Origin of the sequence: uncultured Brachyspira sp., assembly GCF_944390595.1 — a bacterium.
GTDB lineage: Bacteria > Spirochaetota > Brachyspiria > Brachyspirales > Brachyspiraceae > Brachyspira.
In genome coordinates this window covers 1-18198 of record NZ_CALXRN010000008.1, presented here as the reverse complement: position 1 = coordinate 18198, position 18198 = coordinate 1, and the positions used below count along the sequence as shown (strand labels likewise).

Sequence of the window (18198 nt, the reverse complement as noted above, 5' to 3'; positions counted from 1 at the left end):
AGAACAGCCACAAGAAGCGCAACAATAAGGTATAAGTAAGGAGAAGAATAATATGAAAAGATTAAGTATCTTGATAACAATGTTAATTCTAACTGTTGCATTCTTGTTGTTTGCCCAAGATGCGGCTGAAACAGGCGAGCAAACTACTCAGAATCAGGAGCAAGGCGGAGAAGGTGGTAATAACTTCGTTACAGAAGCTATCACTAACTACTTAATTGATGATTTTGAATTTGCTAATACTTGGCAAGCTTCTATACCTAGTGATTATGGTGTAGTTAGCATCATTCGCCGTGAAGGTGGTCCTGCTGATGTAGTGGCTGAAGGTGCTGAAAATAATAAATATATATTAGGTGCTAAAGTAGAGTATTTTAGAACTGGTAATCCTTGGTTCTCTGTTACTCCTCCTAGACCTATTAAAATACCTGGATATACTAAAGAACTTAGTGTTTGGGTGGCTGGACGTAACCATAATAATAGAATGAGCTTTTATATCTATGATGTAAATGGAAAACCTCAAGCAGTAGGTAATGAAGCTCTTAACTTTATGGGTTGGAAAAATATTACTGTACAAGTTCCTTCTAAAGTAAGACAGGAAGAATTTAGAGGACAAGTAGAACAAGGTATAAGTTTTATGGGTATACATGTTAAAGTTGATCCTAGAGATTCTTATGGTAAATATTATATCTACTTCGATCAATTAGTAGCTAAGACAGATATGTACTTAGAAACTTATAAAGAAGAAGATGATCCACTAGATACTTGGTAATATAAGTTATAACAGAATATTAAAGGTGAGGTATTTATATACCTCACCTTTTTTATTTATACAACTAATATAATCTTGAAATTAATATAATTATATATTAAACTATAGTAAATATTTTTATAAAATGGAGTAATTAATGTCGCCTATTAATATACTTTTAATAATTGGTTTTTTATTACTTTGCGTATATGCTGTTACTACAAGAATAGTTAATTCTAGAGCAAATAAAGATAAAAAAGAAAATATTGATGATAGTGAAGAAGATATAGAGAAATAAGAGGTATTTTATGTCAGAATTAGTTATATATATAATAATAGCTATTATATGGGGTATTGTTAGTTTAATACAAAAAGCTGTTAAGCCAAAGAAAAATGTAAAAGGAAAAAGAACAACTAATACATCTAAAAATAATAAACAATATAGTAAAAAAACAACTACTTATAATAGAAAAAATACTGAAGATGAAATATTTAGAGAACTTAAAAAAAATATGGAATCTTTGAGGAATTATAGTGAAGAGACTTTAAATGAAAATAAAAAATTTAAAAATGAAGATGTATATACTTCCAATTATGAAACTTCAAATAGTGACAGAGAAATATTAGAACTTCAGGAAAAATATAATTCTAAAATATCTCAAATTAATAGTATAAAAGATGATACATATAATAACTTTGATGTTGCAGATAATAAAACAAACAAAAAATATGTTAATAATATGCTTACTTCTTTAGATATAAAGAATGCTATTATTTATAATGCGATATTAGAGCCTAAAAGAATAAATTATAGAATTATAAAAAATAGAGAAGCTAATAAAGTTAATTGATAAAGAGAGTATTAAATGGATTCGTTTGAAGAATTGATATCTATAATAAAAACATTAAGAGGGGAGAATGGATGTGCTTGGGATAGAGTGCAGACTTTTGATAGTTTAATTCCTTGTTTTTTAGAAGAGGCTTATGAATTAGTTGAAGCTATTAATAATAAAGATTATGAGAATATTAAAGAGGAACTTGGAGATGTTCTTTTGCATGTTGTATTTTTTTCTGAGCTTGCTGGAGATGAAAATAAATTTAATGTAGATGATGTTATTAAAAATATTAATGAAAAACTTGTACGCAGACATCCTCATGTGTTTGGGGATAGTAATGTGAAAGATGTGGATGGAATTTTAAAGCAATGGGATGAAATAAAAAAAGAAGAAAAGTCAAATGATAAAAATGAATTTAAAAGTGTTCTTGACAATATTCCAAAATCTTTGCCGATAATGGAAAAATCATATAAATTAATGAAAAAAGCTGCAAGTGTTGGTTTTGAATATGAGCATATAGATGATTCCTTAAAGAAGATAGAAGAAGAGCTTGAGGAAGTAAAAGAAGCATATAATGATAATGATAAATATCATCTTGAAGAAGAGATTGGGGATTTAATTATGACTGTTCTTGATTTTGCCCGTATGAATAAAATTAATCCTTTAAACTCTCTTATAAGAGTTAATGAAAAGTTTACTAAAAGATTTAATTATGTTGAAGAGTCTGCATTCAAGATGAATAAAAAATTGCAGGATATGACATTAGATGAGATGGATAAACTTTGGAATGAATATAAAATGAAAGAACGTGAAGAAAAATGAGTATATATGACTATATTGTTAAAGATGTTAATGGAAATGATGTATCAATATCAAAATATAAAAATAAAGTTATTTTAATAGTTAATACAGCTACTAAATGCGGATTTACTAATCAATATATAGAACTTCAGGAATTATATAATTTATATAAAGATAAAGGTTTTGAAATTTTAGATTTTCCATGCAATCAATTTTTAAGTCAGGCACCAGGTTCTAATAATGATATAAATAATTTTTGTAAAATTCATTATGAAACTACATTTGAAAGATTTAGCAAAATATGTGTAAAAGGTTGTAATATAGAACCTCTTTATCAATATCTTATAAATAATAGTAATTATATATTGAATAAAAATATAAAATGGAACTTCACTAAATTTTTGATTAGCAGAAATGGAGATATAATACATAGATATGTGCCTTTTGTTAAACCCAAAAATATAATGAATGATATAGAAAAGCTATTATAAATAAATTCTAATTCATATTTTTATTGCAACAATTTTTAGTTTATATTATAATATTAAAATATTATTATTTCAGGGGATAAAGAATAATGCCAATTAATTCAAAATTACACAAGAAGTCAAGGTTGTATGAACTTCTTCAAAAAATTATTAAAAGGAAGGATGATGAAAATTTTGATTTAAAAGAAAACATTGATAAGTTATTAGAAATAATAGACAAGAGTACTGAAGAAGATGTTAATTATTATGATAATCAAATGAGCTGCTTGCATTTGGCTGTACAAATAGATAATCCTGAGGTAGTGGCTGCTTTAATCGCTAAAGGCGCTAATGTAAATGTAATTAATGAAAGAGGTGTGAGTCCTTTGCATATGGCTATTATTAAGAATCAACCGGAAGAAGTTATTAAGGTATTATTGGATAATGGAGCTGATTATAATAGAGAAGAAGCTAATTTTTCTGCTGTAATGCTTGCAGAAATTATGAATGCTCCTTATATGCATTTATTTAATAAATAATATATGATATTGAAGTTAGAAATTGTTAAGCAGTTTGCATTTATTTTGCATAGCTGCTTTTTTTGTAAATAAAATAATTTTTTTAAAGAGGATAAATAATTATGAAAGATTCAAGAATAGAAAAATTGGCAAAGACAATAGTAAATTACTCATGTCAATTAAAAAAAGGTGAAAATATTTTAATAAAATGTTATGGAGAGGGAGATGAACGTAATTTAGCTTTAGCAATTATTAATGAAGCTTATAAGGTTGGAGCGAATCCTTTTGTATGGAATCATGATCCGCATATAATGAGAGAATTATTAAAAAAATGTAATGAAGAACAGATGAAAACTTGGGCTAAATCTGATTTAATGCTTATGAAAGATATGGATGCTTATGTTGGAATATGGGGCGGATTAAATAGTGCAGAAAACTCTTCTGTAAAAACTGAGAATAATAAAATATATGAGAAGTTTTATTTAAATCCTGTACATATGAAAGAGAGAGTAAAAAACACAAAATGGGTAGTTATGAATTATCCTACTCCTGCAATGGCACAGCAGGCTTCAATGAGCAGCGATGAGTTCGAGGATTTTTATTTTAAAGTTTGTAATTTGGATTATTCTAAAATGTCAAAAGCTATGGATAATTTAGTTAAGCTTATGGATAAAACTGATAAAGTGAAAATAGTTGGAAATGGTACGGATTTAACTTTTTCTATAAAAGGCATTAAATCTATAAAATGCGATGGAAAAATGAATATACCTGACGGAGAAGTATTTACAGCACCTGTAAAAAATTCTGTTAATGGAGTTTTAAGTTATAATACGCCTTCTCTTTATAGCGACGGATTTACTTATGAGAATATAAAGTTTGAGTTTAAAAACGGAAAAATAATTAATGCTTCATGCAATGATACAAAAAGAATAAATAAAATATTAGATACTGATGCAGGTTCAAGATATATAGGAGAATTTGCTATAGGAGTTAATCCTTATATAACCGAACCTATGAAAGATATTTTATTTGATGAAAAAATTATGGGAAGTTTTCATTTTACTCCCGGTTCTTGTTATGATGAAGCTCCTAACGGAAATAATTCTCAAATACATTGGGATTTAGTATGTATTCAGACTAAAAAATACGGAGGAGGAGAAATATATTTTGATGATAAACTTATAAGAAAAGATGGTTTATTTGTTATTGATAGTTTAAAATGTCTCAATCCGGACAAATTAAAATAAATTATATCTTATATAATTTAAAATTATATTAATTAATGTAAAAAATATATATTATAGCAGGGTATAGTTTATTAAAAAACAAAAAAAATTAAATAAAATTTCAAAATTTGTATTGACATAATATGTTTTATAGTATATAAGGGGTGCGTTAATTTTTGAGATTAACAAAAAATTATTATTTCGGAGTAAATCAATTTTATGAAAAAGATTGTGATTTTCTTAACCCTTATAAGTCTGTTCGGACTTATATCCTGCGGAGGCGGTGCCTCAAGTCCTACTGATATTGTTATTACAGGTTCTTCTTCAGTTGCACCTCTTATGTTTAAGCTTGCAGAAAAGTTTGAAGAAGTCAATACAAATTATACAGTAACAGTAGAAACATCAGATTCAACTATTGGAGTTCAGGACACTATAAACGGAAACAATAATATAGGCATGGCTTCAAGAAATTTGAAAGAGGATGAATTGACTAGTTTAGATTCTTATTTGTTATGTCAGGATGGTATAGTTATTATCGCTAATAAAGATTCTGAAATTACTCAGATAAGCGAAGAAGAATTATATTCTCTATACATAAACAATAAAGCAATAGGAAATATAACAAAGTCAATTTCAAGAGAAGACGGTTCAGGTACTAGAAGTGCTTTTACAGATTTAACTTCAATAGGAAAAGATGTACCTTTGCCTGCAACAGTTGAGATATTAGACGGAACAGGAAAAGTAAAAACATCTGTTATGAGCGATGATTCAAAAATAGGTTATATATCTTTGGGTGCTATTGATGATACTATCAAGCCATTAGCTTATAAAGCGAAAGGCCAGGATGTATATGCTGAGGCATCTGTAGAGAATATAAAAAGTGATACATACAAACTTTACCGTCCTTTCTATATATTCACTAAAAAGGGAGTTGAACTTAATGAAGGTACAAAGGCTTTCCTAGACTTCATTAATAGTGATACAGGGAAAACGGTTATTAATGAAAATGGGTATGTATCTATTTAAGTAAAATATCAAGCCGATATGCAATTGATTTTGTATATCAGCTTTTTTTGAGATTGTAAAATAATTAGGATGCAAGATTGTGAATAAACATATACTTAATGAAATACTAGATAAAATAATGAGATATGTATTTTTTATATGTTCTATATTTTCTGTTGTAGTTGTATTTTCAATATGTATTTTCATTTTTATTTATAGTATCCCAATATTTAAAGAGGTTGGATTTTTCAATTTTGTTTTCGGCATGACTTGGTCGCCTTCTTCAAAACATTTTGGAATATTTCCAATGATAGTAGGCTCTATGTATATAACCATTCTTTCTACTTTTTTAGGAGGAGGATTTGGATTTTTTACAGCGGTTTATATATCAATGTTTGCCCCAAAAAAATTAAAAGTTATATTATCTCAGATTATAGATTTGCTTGCTGGGATACCGTCAATAGTTTACGGATTTTTTGGAATGTCAGTATTAGTTCCTTTTCTTAAAATATTATCTCCTAATGATGTTGGAGAAGGAGTGCTTGCCAGCTCAATAATACTTGCTATAATGATACTTCCAACAATAACTTCAATTACAAAATATAATTTAGAAGCTGTGTATAAATATTATTATGACGGAGCTATAGCTTTGGGAAATACTCATTCTCAGGCTATTTTCGGAGTTATAGTAAAGGCAGCAAAATCAGGTATATTTTCTGCTATTGTTCTTGGAATTGGAAGGGCTATCGGAGAAACTATGGCAGTTATGATGGTTGCAGGAAATGCTCCTTTTATACCTAGCGATTTATTTTCATATTTCAGAACTATGACTATTAATATAGCTTTAGAAATGGGATATGCTGCAGGGATACATAGGGCTGCATTGATTGGAACTGCTTTCGTTCTCTTGTTATTTATACTTGTTATAAATATAGTGCTTTCTCTGCTTAAAAGAAATAATTTGTATTTTTCATTTTCTTTCAGCAGTTTATTTTCTAAAAATAAAGAATATAAAACAAATATGAATGATTTCTCTTTTAAAAAAATTGAAATGAGGATGTCTTCTCTAAAAGCAGATATATTAAAATACATTTCTATATTTGCTTCTCTGGTATCAACATTGCTTCTTGTATTTATAGTATTGTTTATACTTATTAGAGGAATACCTCATATTACTTTAAACTTATTATTTGGCGAAAGTAATAATTCTCAGATGACTCTTTTGCCTGCAATAGTGTCAACTTCAATGATGCTTTTTATGTCCTTAATAATAGCTATACCATTAGGTGTATTTGCTGCTATTTATTTGACAGAGTATTCAAAAGCCAAGTCTAAATTAATATCTGTTATAAGAATATTTACAGACAGTTTATCCGGAATACCGTCAATAGTTTTCGGTCTTTTCGGAATGCTTATATTTGCAAATTTGTTTGGTATAGGAAGAAGTATATTAGCGGGTTCTTTAACATTAGTTTTAATAATACTTCCTTCCATAATAAGACAAACAGAGGAAACATTAATATCAATTCCTGCAAGTTTACGCGAGGGAAGTTTGGCATTAGGGGCGTCTAAGGTTAGAACAATATTTAAGATAGTTCTTCCATGCGGTTTTTCAGGAATAATGACTTCTGTTATTTTAAGTATAGGAAGGATAGTAGGAGAGAGTGCTGCATTAATATATACAGCAGGTGCCGTAAGATATATGCCTAAAGGATATTTAAGTTCCGGAAGTTCTTTTTCTGTAATGATGTGGATGTTTTCAAGCGAGGGACTATATATTAATCAAACTTTCGCTACAGCGAGTATTCTGCTTATTATGGTTATACTTCTTAATGCTTCATTATTCCTTGTTAATACAAAATTAAAGAAAGACTATTAAAAAAGGATTCCAATAAATGACTAAAGAATTAAATAACATAAATTTCAATTTTAATGCTGATAGGCTTATTAAAGTAAAAGATCTGGATTTGTACTATGAATCTTTTCAGGCTTTAAAAAAAGTTAATATAGATATAAATAAAAATACTGTAACTGCTTTTATAGGTCCTTCCGGATGCGGAAAATCTACTTTACTAAAGACTTTTAATAGAATGAATGACTTAGTACCTAATTGCAAAATAGAAGGCGAAATAGAAATAGCTGATGTTAATATATATAATAAGAATGTTAATGTATCTTATTTAAGAAAAAATGCAGGTATGGTTTTTCAGAAATCAAATTTGTTTGCTATGAGTGTTTATGATAATATAGCTTACGGACCTAGAACATTCGGAGTGAAAAAGAAATCCCAATTAGATGAAATAGTTGAGTATAGTTTAACTAAAGCAGCGGTTTGGGATGATATAAAGGACAGACTAAATAAAAATGCATTGGGGCTTTCTGGCGGACAGCAGCAGAGATTATGCATAGCTAGGGCTTTATCCGTTAATCCTAAAATACTTCTTATGGATGAGCCTACAAGTGCATTGGATCCTATAAGTACAGGTAAAATAGAGGATCTTATAAATGAATTAAAAAATGAATATACAATAGTGATAGTTACTCATAATATGCAGCAGGCTATGAGAGTATCGGATAAAACAGCTTTCTTTTTATTTGGAGAAATAGTAGAATATGATGATACGGAAGAAATATTCTCCAAACCTAAGAATGAAAAAACTGAAAAGTATATTACAGGAAGATTTGGTTAATTAATGATTGTGGGCGTATGAAGAATTCGCCGTAGGCGGTCATAGCAACAATAAAAAATAAACATGGAGAAAAAATGAAAAAATTTGAAGAAGAATTAAATAAATTGACAGAGCATGTTATTGAGGCAGGCGATATGATATTAGAGGCTTTAAGAAATTCTACTAAAGCTTTAACTAATGGAGATATAGAACTTGCAAATCAAGTTATAGAAAATGACAGAAATATAAATAGAATATCATACAAAATAGAAAGTTCATCTCTTAAAATGCTGCTTTTGGGTCATCCTGTGGCTACTGATTTAAGGATAGTTTCTGCTGCTTTAAAAATATCCACAGATTTGGATAGAATAGGAGATCAGGCCAAGGATATATGCGATTTGCTTAGATTTTTATTAGAGGGCAATATATATAAAAAGAATATTGATACTATAATAGAGATGTCTAAGATAATAGATGATATGGTAAGCAACTGTTTAAAAGCATTTAAAGAAAAAGATTCTAAATTATCAAAGGATGTTATAGAAAGCGATGATAAAGTTGATATACTATTTTATAAAATGCGTGATTCTATGGTTGATTTGATTAAAAGCGGTGCTGAGAATGCAGATCAGGCTATATATTTAATGATGATAGCGAAATATTTTGAAAAGATGGGAGATCATGCTGAGAATATAGCTAAATGGGTATATTATTATATAACCGGAGAGAGATTTAAATAATTGTTTAATAAAAAAGAGCCTGTCCTGATTTTTTAAGCAGGCTCTTAAAACATTAATATTTATTCAAATATTATTCTAGGTTTTTCATCTATATATTCATTAGGTATATTATTAAGTTCTTTTATTTTTGATATTAATGCATCTCTTATATCATTTCCTGTCATAATAATATTTTTTCCTTTTCTTCCTATAGGATTTCCTTCACTGTCAACGTATCCGTCTCCTCCGTCAAGTATATAATCAGATATAATAATTTTATAATCTTTATTTTCTGTAATGTCTTCTCCATTTAATTTAGCAGATGCTAAATTTCCATTTTCTTTATAAACTATTTCTACGCCTCTTGAGAATTGTAAAAATCCTCCTTTACCTCTTTTTTGTCCCGATATTTTTATTATATCCAATAAATCTTTACCATTTAATGAAAGAACAGCAACTTGATTATCGAATGGGAAGAATTCATTTTGTATTTTACCCAAAGTTATATCCCCTGCTGATATAGGAGTTCTCAATGCTCCTGAATTTACTATGGCGATATCTATATTATCATAAGAATCTAAAACCAAATCGCATGCAAAATTTCCTATAGCCATAGAGTTGCTTCTTATACCGTCATGTTCTAAATCTTTAGGCAAAGTACCTATTCTTACATTGAATTCTTTATTTACAGTACCCTTCATCTCTTCAATAAAACTAAGCATATCCTTATCCTGATCTATATTCTGATCCATAGCTACTAATTTATAATCTAAATTTTCTTTATCCATTATTCCATTATTAACATTTAAATTTATATGCCCCAAATGATGGCCATAATATCCAGCCTGTACTATAGGAGTTCCATTTACAATATCAGCTTCATATAATTCCGTATGACTATGTCCTCCTATTATTATATCAAAAGTATTAGGCATATTCTCAGCTATTTTTTTATCAGTTTCATACCCCGCATGGCTTAATAATATTGTAACATCATTAGTAGTATTTAGAGGATTCTGCTTCATAAAATCTTTTAATGTTTTTATCTCTTCTTCAAATATTATATCTTTAATATATTTAGGGTTATAAACAGAATCTGTTGTTGTTACCCCTACAATTGCAATATTTAGCCCATTAATATTTGTGATCATATATGGAACCGCATAATAACTGTTGTCAGCTTTATTTTTTATATTAATAGATAGAGTAGGAAATTTTCTTTCTTTCATTATTTCTGTAAAATTATCAAGTCCGTAATCTATAAAATGATTTCCTACAGCAGCAGCACCTACGCCAATCATATTCATTATATCAACTTCATCTCTTCCCTGAAATACTGTAGAATACGCACTTCCTGTTATAGTATCTCCAGCATGTAAAACAAGCACATTATTATTAGTTTCTCTTACACTTTTTATATAAAATGCTCTTCTTGAAGCTCCGTACATATAGTTAGTTGTAGGAGGATTTGCATCTTTATCAATTATCATCTCTTCTTCATCTCTTCCATGAGTATCATTCATGTGTATTATAGTAAGATTTCCTGAGTTCCCAGTTTTTTTATTCGCTTGATTTGAACAAGAAAAAGAAAATAGAAAAATTGTACTTAATATTAGGGCTGGGTATAATTTTTTTATCATATTAATCCTCGCTAATATAACTTTGTTAGATTACATTAAAATTATATAAAATTTATTATGTTTTTCAACACTATGAAAAATAATTGATGATATTTTTATGAAATTTGTTATATTTGGTTATTATATTGATAAAGTAAAAATACATAGGAATGTTATGGGAATCATAAAGAGACCTGATAAGAAAAGTAAAAATGAAAAAACAAAAAAGATAGAAATAACAAAAGAAGAGTTAGAATCAAAAGAAATACCTTTGCTTTTTAGCGTAGTAAATTTTTCTTCAAATATACCAGTTTCAATGTATGCTGATACAATAGGGATAAAAACCGCAGAATCTTCCTACAGAGGAGCTATAAGTTCTGAGGTTAATAGAAATATAAGCGAAGAATATCTTTTAAACTCTAAAAAGTCATCAATAGATTTATCAGAAATATATAATGTTGTAAGCTATTCATCATTTCCTATAGATGCTTCTTTAAGTAATAGAGTATTATTAGAAGAGGAAGTTCATAAAAAAGGAAATGCTGTTAAACTTCCTCCTTATAAAAATTTAAATGCTCCTATAGGTTCGGTTATAAGATCAAGAAGAAGCAGAAGAGATTTTAAGGGAAATCCATTAACATTAAGCGATTTATCAACATTGCTTTATTATGGAGACGGTATTTCAGGAGATTTTGATTTTAAACTTGGTAAAAATGAATACGGTACAATTACATTCGGAGATAAATATATATCAAAGTTACGTACAGCTCCTTCGGGAGGAGGACTTTATCCCATATATCTTTACGTTGCAGCTCTTAATGTAAATAATCTTGATAAAGGTATATACAAATATATGCCTTTTACTCATTCTCTTGAAAAAAATAAATTATTCAATGATGAAGATTTAGAGAATTACTATAACAATAATATTTTCGGCGGAGAAATAGATTTAAGAAAAACTGCTGTATCTGTTTATTATGTATATAGTATATATGAAAACTCAAGAAAATACGGAGATATGGGATTTCAATTTGCATTAATAGAAACAGGAGAAATTGCTCAAAATATACAGCTTACTGCTGCTGCCAGCGGTATTTTGGCATGCGATATAGGCGGATTTAATAAAACTTTATCCGAAGAGTTTTTAAATATTGACGGAAATACTAATCATGTTGTGCATTTGACTCTGCTTTCAAAATGATTTTTGTAATAAAACAAATAAAAAAATAATAATAGGTTAATTGAATATAGCTAAAAAAAACATCAAACTTTATGATAGTGTAAGCATTTTTTTCAATTCTGATGATGAGATTAGATTTAGAAAAGGAATATGGAATTTTGAAGAGGCTTCTTTAACTCTTAACGATTTAGAAGATAATATGAGAGAAGTTGTAATGTTTATTGTTAAAGAGCTTCTTGACGATAAACTTATATCTTTTGATGATATAGTAAAAAAATTCTCTCTTAATGAAAAAGACAGCAATTTGTTAAATGATATTATAAATTCTTTGATTGGAAACAGATTTTTAGAGTATGATGATAAAAAGAATAATATGCTTAATACGGTTTATGAGTTTATAGGGGAATATTTTTATGATATACCAGATGAAAGCAAGGTTCAGAAAAATAAAATAATATTCATCACAGATAATGACAGATTAAAAGAGTATGCTAAATTAGCATCAGAAGATTTATATATGAATGTTGATATGATGAGTTCTGATGATATAAAAAGAATAGAGAAATCTAATATTACAGATACAACAGATGCTATTGAAAATATAGAAACCCAAAAGGAATTATTAAAGTTATTTGATGGAATATCATGCGTAGTTGTAAGCGTAGAAAAACCAAGACTCAACTTGCTTAGAAATATCAATAGATTATTGCTTGAAAAATCAATACCTATAGTGATATCTATATTGGATGGTCCTTTTTTAAATATTACAACTATTAAAGGAAAGGAAACAGCTTGCTATGAATGTTTTGAAAATAGGGTAGTAGCAAGAAATGAGAGCTTGACTGTTTATAATAACTTTGTAAAACAGACTATGAACTTCAAAATAAAAAATAAAAAAACTTATATAACTCCAATTTTACAAAGTTTTACTTCTATAGCATTGTATGAAGCATTTTTATTTGCTGCTATAGGAAAATGCAAACTTGCAGGACGTGTTATAAATGTTTATATACCTTCTATAGAAATTCAGATTCAGGATTTGCTTAGAGTGCCTTTCTGTCCTGCATGCGGACATATAAGCAGAGCAAAATATAATGAGATGTATACTTCATCGAAAGAGGTTATAGAAAAGTTTTCAAGTAAAGTGATATTAAAATAATTGGACGGATACATGCTTAATTATTACCCAAGTTATAAAAATGTTTTAAATAAATATAATTCAATTTGCGGACATCAGACGGGAATTCTTGATTCCATTATCATAATGCAGTCTAATTCAGTAATTTCTGAGAATATTAATACTTGTACTGCAATACTTCCAAATTATCATAAAATATTATTAGGAGATAATGCAGAAATTAATTATCATCTTTCAGGATACGGAATATATAGAGAAGAATCTATTATCAGATTATTAGGAGAAGGCATTGAAAGATATGCTTTATTTACTTCAAATTTGTATTTTGAAGAAAAATTAAAATATGCTTCTTATAATCATCTTAAAGAAAAGTACCCTAATAATGTTATACCTTGGGAATATGTTAAAATTTACAGCGATGATGATTGCAATAAATTAAACAGTATTGGTATTTTGGAAAATATTACAGAGGATGATGTATTATCTTGGGTTCTTCTTCCTTCTTTGTTTGATAAAGATAAAGAATATTATGTTCCTGCTCAGAATTTCTTTTTATCGCATGTAATACGAAGAGATAAAAAAGAGAAAGTATTTATAAGCGGTTTTTCAAAGGGAAGTGCAAGCCATAAAAATATTCCGCTTGCTTTAAAATCTGCTATAACTGAAATAGTTGAATGCGATGCATGTATGATAAAATGGTATACAGACAGCAAAGTTAAAGAAGTTATTATTGATGATGATATACTTAATGAAACTTTAAATACTATTTTAAAAGATATTAATTATACTGTAAGAGTATTTGATTATACTGTTAATAACAATTTAGGTTATGTTTTTACTGTTATGCTTACAAATAAAGAGGAAAAATCTCCTTATATTGTTGTAGGAACTTCTTCAGGACTTAATCCTAAAAAAGTTATATACAGAGCTTTTATGGAGGCTTTGGCTATACTTACATTGAATATTAATGGTCCTTTATCTATGCCTGCAGATTATTTAGAAACTGTACATGAAAAAAGTTATCTTAATCTTGACAGTAATGTTAATTATTGGGCAAATTTGGATAATAAAGATAAAAAGTTAAAATTTATTAACAGCAAGGTTCAGGAAAAGGTTCAATTAAAAAAATATAAAAATCTTGAAATTAATACTGAAAATGATTTAGAGTATTTATTAAAAGAGCTTTATGATATTTCAAAATATGCAGTATATTTGGATATTACGCCTTCGGAGATACATGATAAAGACTTTCATGTTATAAGAGTATATATTCCGGAGTTTGTACAGATGTCAATGCCTGCTTTTCCTTATAGTGCACATCCTAGAATAATTAAAAACGGAGGAATTTCTAATAATGAATTCCCACACCCATTACCTTAGTGCTGTGCTTGTGCTTATTGCTGTTTCTTTTCCTACATCCTTAATTGGCATATTTATAAAATTAAATTTAGGTAAAATAAACAATATTCTTCCAAATACTTTAAGTTATATTTTATTTGTTATAATGGTATTTTTTACAGGATATATTGGAAGTATTAATTATAATATAAGCATTTATTTTGCTGTATTAGCTTTTATTATGTCTTTTGTATGTATAGGACTAGAAATATTTGAGGCAATGATGGTTCATTATATTAAATATAGGTTTTGGATAAAAAATATTGAAGTTCATAAAATTATAGAAAAAAAGAATATATTTTTTGATATTGTAATCATATTTATAGGTGTTGTATGCGAAGAGATAATTTTTAGGCATGTATTTTTTAATATTGCTTATAATATATTATCTATAAATATTTTTATTGTAATTGTACTTTCTGCATTTATATATTCTATTAATCATATATATTTTGGGGCAAATTCTGTTTTTCAAAAGTTTATTGTAGGAATTATATATTCTTTACTTTTTGTTTACTCTTCTTTTAGTATTACGGCACCTTTAATTACACATTTTACACAGAATATGATTTTATATATATTGTCATCAAATAGTAAAGAGAGGCTAAATTGATATTTTTTAAACTTCTGCCATATATAGCAATATCTTTTATACTAGGTATTATAGTTAAATTTTCAGAGCATAAGAATATCATTAACAATATATGTTTTAAATTAATGAATCACAGCAAAAGAGAATATAATGAAATATATGTTTATGTCAGTACTTATATATACTGGTTTTTTATAATTATTTTTGCTTTATTAATAAGTTATTTGCAAAAACAAAATATTTTATTATATTTACATATAGATAGAAAATACATAGTTTATATTTTTATTAATATTTTTGCTGTTATTTCATCTTTTGAAATAATTATGGCAATACTGAGCTTAATTAATAAGAGTATAAAAACAAATGTTGTATTTAGCAATATATTATTAGTTCCGTCTGTGGATATGCTTTATTCATCAAGAAGCAGTCCTAAATGGATATTGATAATGTTAGCAAGTATAATAAAATGCTTGTTTTTTAATGGAGTGATATATTCAGCTGTTAAATACGAATTAAAAAGCGTATTTTTTACTATTTTCATAGTGAGTATGTTATTTTCATTGGAGGAAATTTTTAGAGTAAACAGCATTAAACAAGGTATTATATTTACTATAGCTTGTTTTGTTGTTATCACTATTAATAGCCTTGTATTTGAGTATAGCGGAAGTTTGATGCCTGCTATATTGGCTAATATATCTTTTACTATGTATTATTTCGGACAGTTCGAGAATATGCGTAAATATTCTTGAAATTACTATGGGTATTAATATTTTATATGAAAAAAATTGTATAAAATTTTAATATAAAAAACATCAAAAAGGAGTTGTTTATATGATTAAATATTCTTCAAAAGTACGCACAACATGTTCTCTAAAAAGCCAATCTGTTGTATTGACTCCTGGAGGATGTTGTTGCTCTTGTTGTTGTTCTTGCTGCGTTAATGTAACAACTACAACAAACAATTAATTTATTATAATAGCTTATAGTAAATTAGTATGCCTGCTGTGTTAATTTTTATTAATGCAGCGGGTTTTATAATAATTGACTAAGTTGGATTTAATGGAAAAATTGATTAGTGCCATAGATATAGAAAAGAAATTTAATAAAAATATAATATTAAAAAAAATAAATTTTGATGTAAATAAAGGCGAAGTTATAGCACTTGTAGGTCCTAATGGTTCAGGAAAAACCACTCTTATAAATATATTATTAGGAATATTAAAAGCTGACAGCGGAGAATTAAAAATAAATATAGATAATTATAAAAAACATATAGGTGTTCAGCTTCAGTCTACCCCGTTTTTTGAAGGATACACTGTAAGAGATAATGTATTGATGTTTTCAGCTCTTTATGATATGAATATGAGTAATGAGGAGATAGATAATATTATAAAAAAATACGGACTAAATCCAAAAACTCTTGCCATTAAACTTTCAGGAGGCGAGCAGAAAAAACTTGCCATAATGATAGCTACTATGCAAAATCCGGACTTACTTATATTTGATGAACCTACTGCAAGTTTGGATCCTAGAGAAAGATATAATGTTAAAAATATGATATTAGAGCTTGCTAAGAATAATAAAACTATACTTTTTACTTCCCATGATTTAGATGAAGTAGAAGATATGGCTACAAGAATAGTATTTTTATATAAAGGAGAGATATTAGAAAGCGGCATCAAAGAGGAACTTTTAAATAAATATAATTTTGACAGTTTGGAGAAACTTTACCTGCATATTACTAATTATTAATTTTAGTATATACTAAAAATTTTTCAGTTTGTCAACTGATGGACTTTATATGGAATTATCTACTTTTTTGCCGCACACGCTCTGCGGACTTCGTCAAAGTAGCAAAAAACGCAGTTGCTAGAACTTTATATTAAAAACATGCCTATTAAATTAGGGTATAACAAATAAAAATGCAGTTGTTTTGGTTCTTTTATATCAATAAAAGAACTGGGGTTCGGGGCGAAGCCCTGAAAATATTTTAAATTAAAAAAATTATTTTTGACAAAATATATTTGTTTAGGTATATATTAAAAAATTATTATAAAAAAGAATAGTTATGAAAACGATATTTAAACTCACAATAAAAAAAGCTATAAGAGATCCTTTTCTTGTATTTTGGTCTATATTCTTTCCTTTGGTGATAGTTATATCATTGGGACTTTTTTTTAAAATGGAAAGCTATACCGTGCATATACTTACCGCTATGAGCTGTGTGAGTGTGCTTGCCTATTCCTTTATGACTACAAGTTTTAATGTACTTAGTCAGAGAAGAAGAGGAGTTTATAACCTTCTTAAAGTAACGCCGCTTCCTTTATACAAATATATTATAAGTTTATCATGTGCTTGGGTGATAATATCTATTATAAGCTGTTTATTTGTATTTTTGGTATGTGCTTTATTTTTTAAATTGGAATTTTCTTTTGCTTCTATACTTTTATTTTTGCCTGTAATTATATTGGCTTCTTTGCTTTATATATTTATAAGCTTCTTTGTTTCTAGCTTGGTTAAAAATAATGAAACTGCAAGCATATTATATAATATTATTTTGATGGCTTCTATGTTTTTGAGTGACGGATATTATTCTTTATACAATGCTCCAAATATAGTGAAAATTTTAAGCAAATTAAATATTTTTCAGTATTTTTTGAATGCCTTTAGAGGTGCTTTTTATTTTGATTTTCATGCATATTTTATTGGAATAGCTGTACTTTTAGTATGTTTAATAATTGCTTTGATTCTTGCTGTTAATACTTTCAGATATGCTGATAAATAATAATAGGCTTGTTTTTCTACCTAAACAACTATATTTTGTAAATTTTTATTCAACTTTTTCCCACCGCACACGCTCTGCGGACTTCGTCAAAGTTGCTGCCGACACCGCAGGTGGACTTCGTCGGCACGCTTCGCGAAAGTGCAAATGTAAAATTAGTACTAAATCATGCTAAAATTACTTTACATGTAAGATAGGTTATTAATTTAAGCACACCTAAAGGTGGACTTCGTCAAATATCGCCCTTCGCAAAGCGTATCTGAGCATGTTGATGATATAGTTTCTTTGACACTGTCCGCCTGTGATTGTATGGAGTGCCTTTTAGGTATGGCGTGTGGCGGGAAAAATAACAATAAAAAATTGACATAGGTGTATACAATATATATTATAATAATTTTATCAGCTAAAGTTTTGAAACAAGTATAAATTATTTTTTTAAGTTATTGACAAAATTCCATATTTATCTTACTTTAAAAAATAAATTATAATTAGTTTAGGGT

General features: G+C 27.7%; 19 protein-coding genes. 18 read left to right on the top strand and 1 reads right to left on the bottom strand.

From position 1 onward, the window contains the following. Nucleotides 1–52: 52 nt before the first annotated feature. The 11 genes from Q0J90_RS00445 to phoU all read left to right on the top strand — a co-directional run bounded on the left by Q0J90_RS00445 (nt 53) and on the right by phoU (nt 9007). Entirely contained in the window at nt 53–766 is a 714-nt protein-coding gene (locus Q0J90_RS00445; RefSeq protein ID WP_297276047.1) for a flagellar filament outer layer protein FlaA, read from the top strand. 136 nt (nt 767–902) lie between these two features. After that, nucleotides 903–1043, top strand: a complete 141-nt coding sequence (locus Q0J90_RS00440) for a hypothetical protein (protein ID WP_297276046.1) — start codon at nt 903–905, stop codon at nt 1041–1043. A gap of 10 nt (nt 1044–1053) precedes the next feature. Beyond that, entirely contained in the window at nt 1054–1596 is a 543-nt protein-coding gene (locus Q0J90_RS00435) for a hypothetical protein (protein WP_297276045.1), read from the top strand. Nucleotides 1597–1611: 15 nt separating this feature from the next. After that, nucleotides 1612–2403 (top strand): nucleoside triphosphate pyrophosphohydrolase, encoded by a 792-nt coding sequence (gene mazG, locus Q0J90_RS00430; RefSeq protein ID WP_297276044.1) that lies wholly within the window; start codon nt 1612–1614, stop codon nt 2401–2403. Further along, the gene (locus tag Q0J90_RS00425) at nt 2400–2873 is read left to right on the top strand and encodes a glutathione peroxidase (RefSeq protein ID WP_297276043.1); all 474 of its coding nucleotides are present in this window, start codon (nt 2400–2402) and stop codon (nt 2871–2873) included. The genes mazG and Q0J90_RS00425 overlap by 4 nt, the downstream gene beginning before the upstream one ends. An 86-nt stretch (nt 2874–2959) precedes the next feature. Beyond that, complete coding sequence (locus Q0J90_RS00420) at nt 2960–3388, top strand: ankyrin repeat domain-containing protein (RefSeq protein ID WP_297276042.1); 429 nt, start codon at nt 2960–2962, stop codon at nt 3386–3388. A gap of 101 nt (nt 3389–3489) precedes the next feature. After that, complete coding sequence (locus Q0J90_RS00415) at nt 3490–4614, top strand: aminopeptidase (protein WP_297276041.1); 1125 nt, start codon at nt 3490–3492, stop codon at nt 4612–4614. A gap of 198 nt (nt 4615–4812) precedes the next feature. Beyond that, nucleotides 4813–5619: a substrate-binding domain-containing protein gene (locus Q0J90_RS00410; RefSeq protein WP_297276040.1), complete on the top strand. Its 807-nt coding sequence runs from the start codon at nt 4813–4815 to the stop codon at nt 5617–5619. Nucleotides 5620–5737: 118 nt separating this feature from the next. Beyond that, nucleotides 5738–7477 carry a phosphate ABC transporter permease subunit PstC gene (gene pstC / locus Q0J90_RS00405; protein ID WP_367173816.1) on the top strand — a complete coding sequence of 580 codons (1740 nt, stop codon included), beginning with the start codon at nt 5738–5740 and terminating at the stop codon, nt 7475–7477. Between the two features lie 16 nt (nt 7478–7493). Beyond that, nucleotides 7494–8288, top strand: coding sequence for a phosphate ABC transporter ATP-binding protein PstB (pstB, locus tag Q0J90_RS00400; RefSeq protein ID WP_297276038.1), 795 nt, complete (start codon nt 7494–7496; stop codon nt 8286–8288). Between the two features lie 74 nt (nt 8289–8362). Then, a complete protein-coding gene (gene phoU / locus Q0J90_RS00395; protein ID WP_297276037.1) occupies nt 8363–9007 on the top strand; it encodes a phosphate signaling complex protein PhoU in 645 nt (214 codons plus the stop codon). Nucleotides 9008–9066: 59 nt separating this feature from the next. Here the strand turns inward: phoU and Q0J90_RS00390 are convergent, their stop codons facing one another. Beyond that, the gene (locus tag Q0J90_RS00390; RefSeq protein WP_297276036.1) at nt 9067–10626 is read right to left on the bottom strand and encodes a bifunctional UDP-sugar hydrolase/5'-nucleotidase; all 1560 of its coding nucleotides are present in this window, start codon (nt 10624–10626) and stop codon (nt 9067–9069) included. 154 nt (nt 10627–10780) lie between these two features. Between Q0J90_RS00390 and Q0J90_RS00385 the strand changes: the two genes are divergently transcribed. From Q0J90_RS00385 to Q0J90_RS00355, 7 genes are all read left to right on the top strand, one after another. Continuing rightward, nucleotides 10781–11806 carry a SagB/ThcOx family dehydrogenase gene (locus Q0J90_RS00385; protein WP_367173815.1) on the top strand — a complete coding sequence of 342 codons (1026 nt, stop codon included), beginning with the start codon at nt 10781–10783 and terminating at the stop codon, nt 11804–11806. A gap of 46 nt (nt 11807–11852) precedes the next feature. Beyond that, on the top strand, nt 11853–12944 hold the full coding sequence (locus Q0J90_RS00380) for a streptolysin associated protein SagC (protein ID WP_297276048.1): 1092 nt from the start codon (nt 11853–11855) through the stop codon (nt 12942–12944). Between the two features lie 12 nt (nt 12945–12956). Next, a complete protein-coding gene (locus tag Q0J90_RS00375) occupies nt 12957–14303 on the top strand; it encodes a YcaO-like family protein (RefSeq protein ID WP_297276034.1) in 1347 nt (448 codons plus the stop codon). Continuing rightward, entirely contained in the window at nt 14278–14934 is a 657-nt protein-coding gene (locus Q0J90_RS00370; protein ID WP_297276033.1) for a CPBP family intramembrane glutamic endopeptidase, read from the top strand. Before Q0J90_RS00375 ends, Q0J90_RS00370 begins: the two co-directional genes overlap by 26 nt. Continuing rightward, on the top strand, nt 14931–15665 hold the full coding sequence (locus tag Q0J90_RS00365) for a hypothetical protein (protein WP_297276032.1): 735 nt from the start codon (nt 14931–14933) through the stop codon (nt 15663–15665). The genes Q0J90_RS00370 and Q0J90_RS00365 overlap by 4 nt, the downstream gene beginning before the upstream one ends. 310 nt (nt 15666–15975) lie before the next feature. Beyond that, nucleotides 15976–16668, top strand: a complete 693-nt coding sequence (locus Q0J90_RS00360; protein WP_297276031.1) for an ABC transporter ATP-binding protein — start codon at nt 15976–15978, stop codon at nt 16666–16668. Nucleotides 16669–16984: 316 nt separating this feature from the next. After that, nucleotides 16985–17701, top strand: a complete 717-nt coding sequence (locus Q0J90_RS00355; protein WP_297276030.1) for an ABC transporter permease — start codon at nt 16985–16987, stop codon at nt 17699–17701. The last annotated feature ends 497 nt before the right edge of the window (nt 17702–18198 follow it).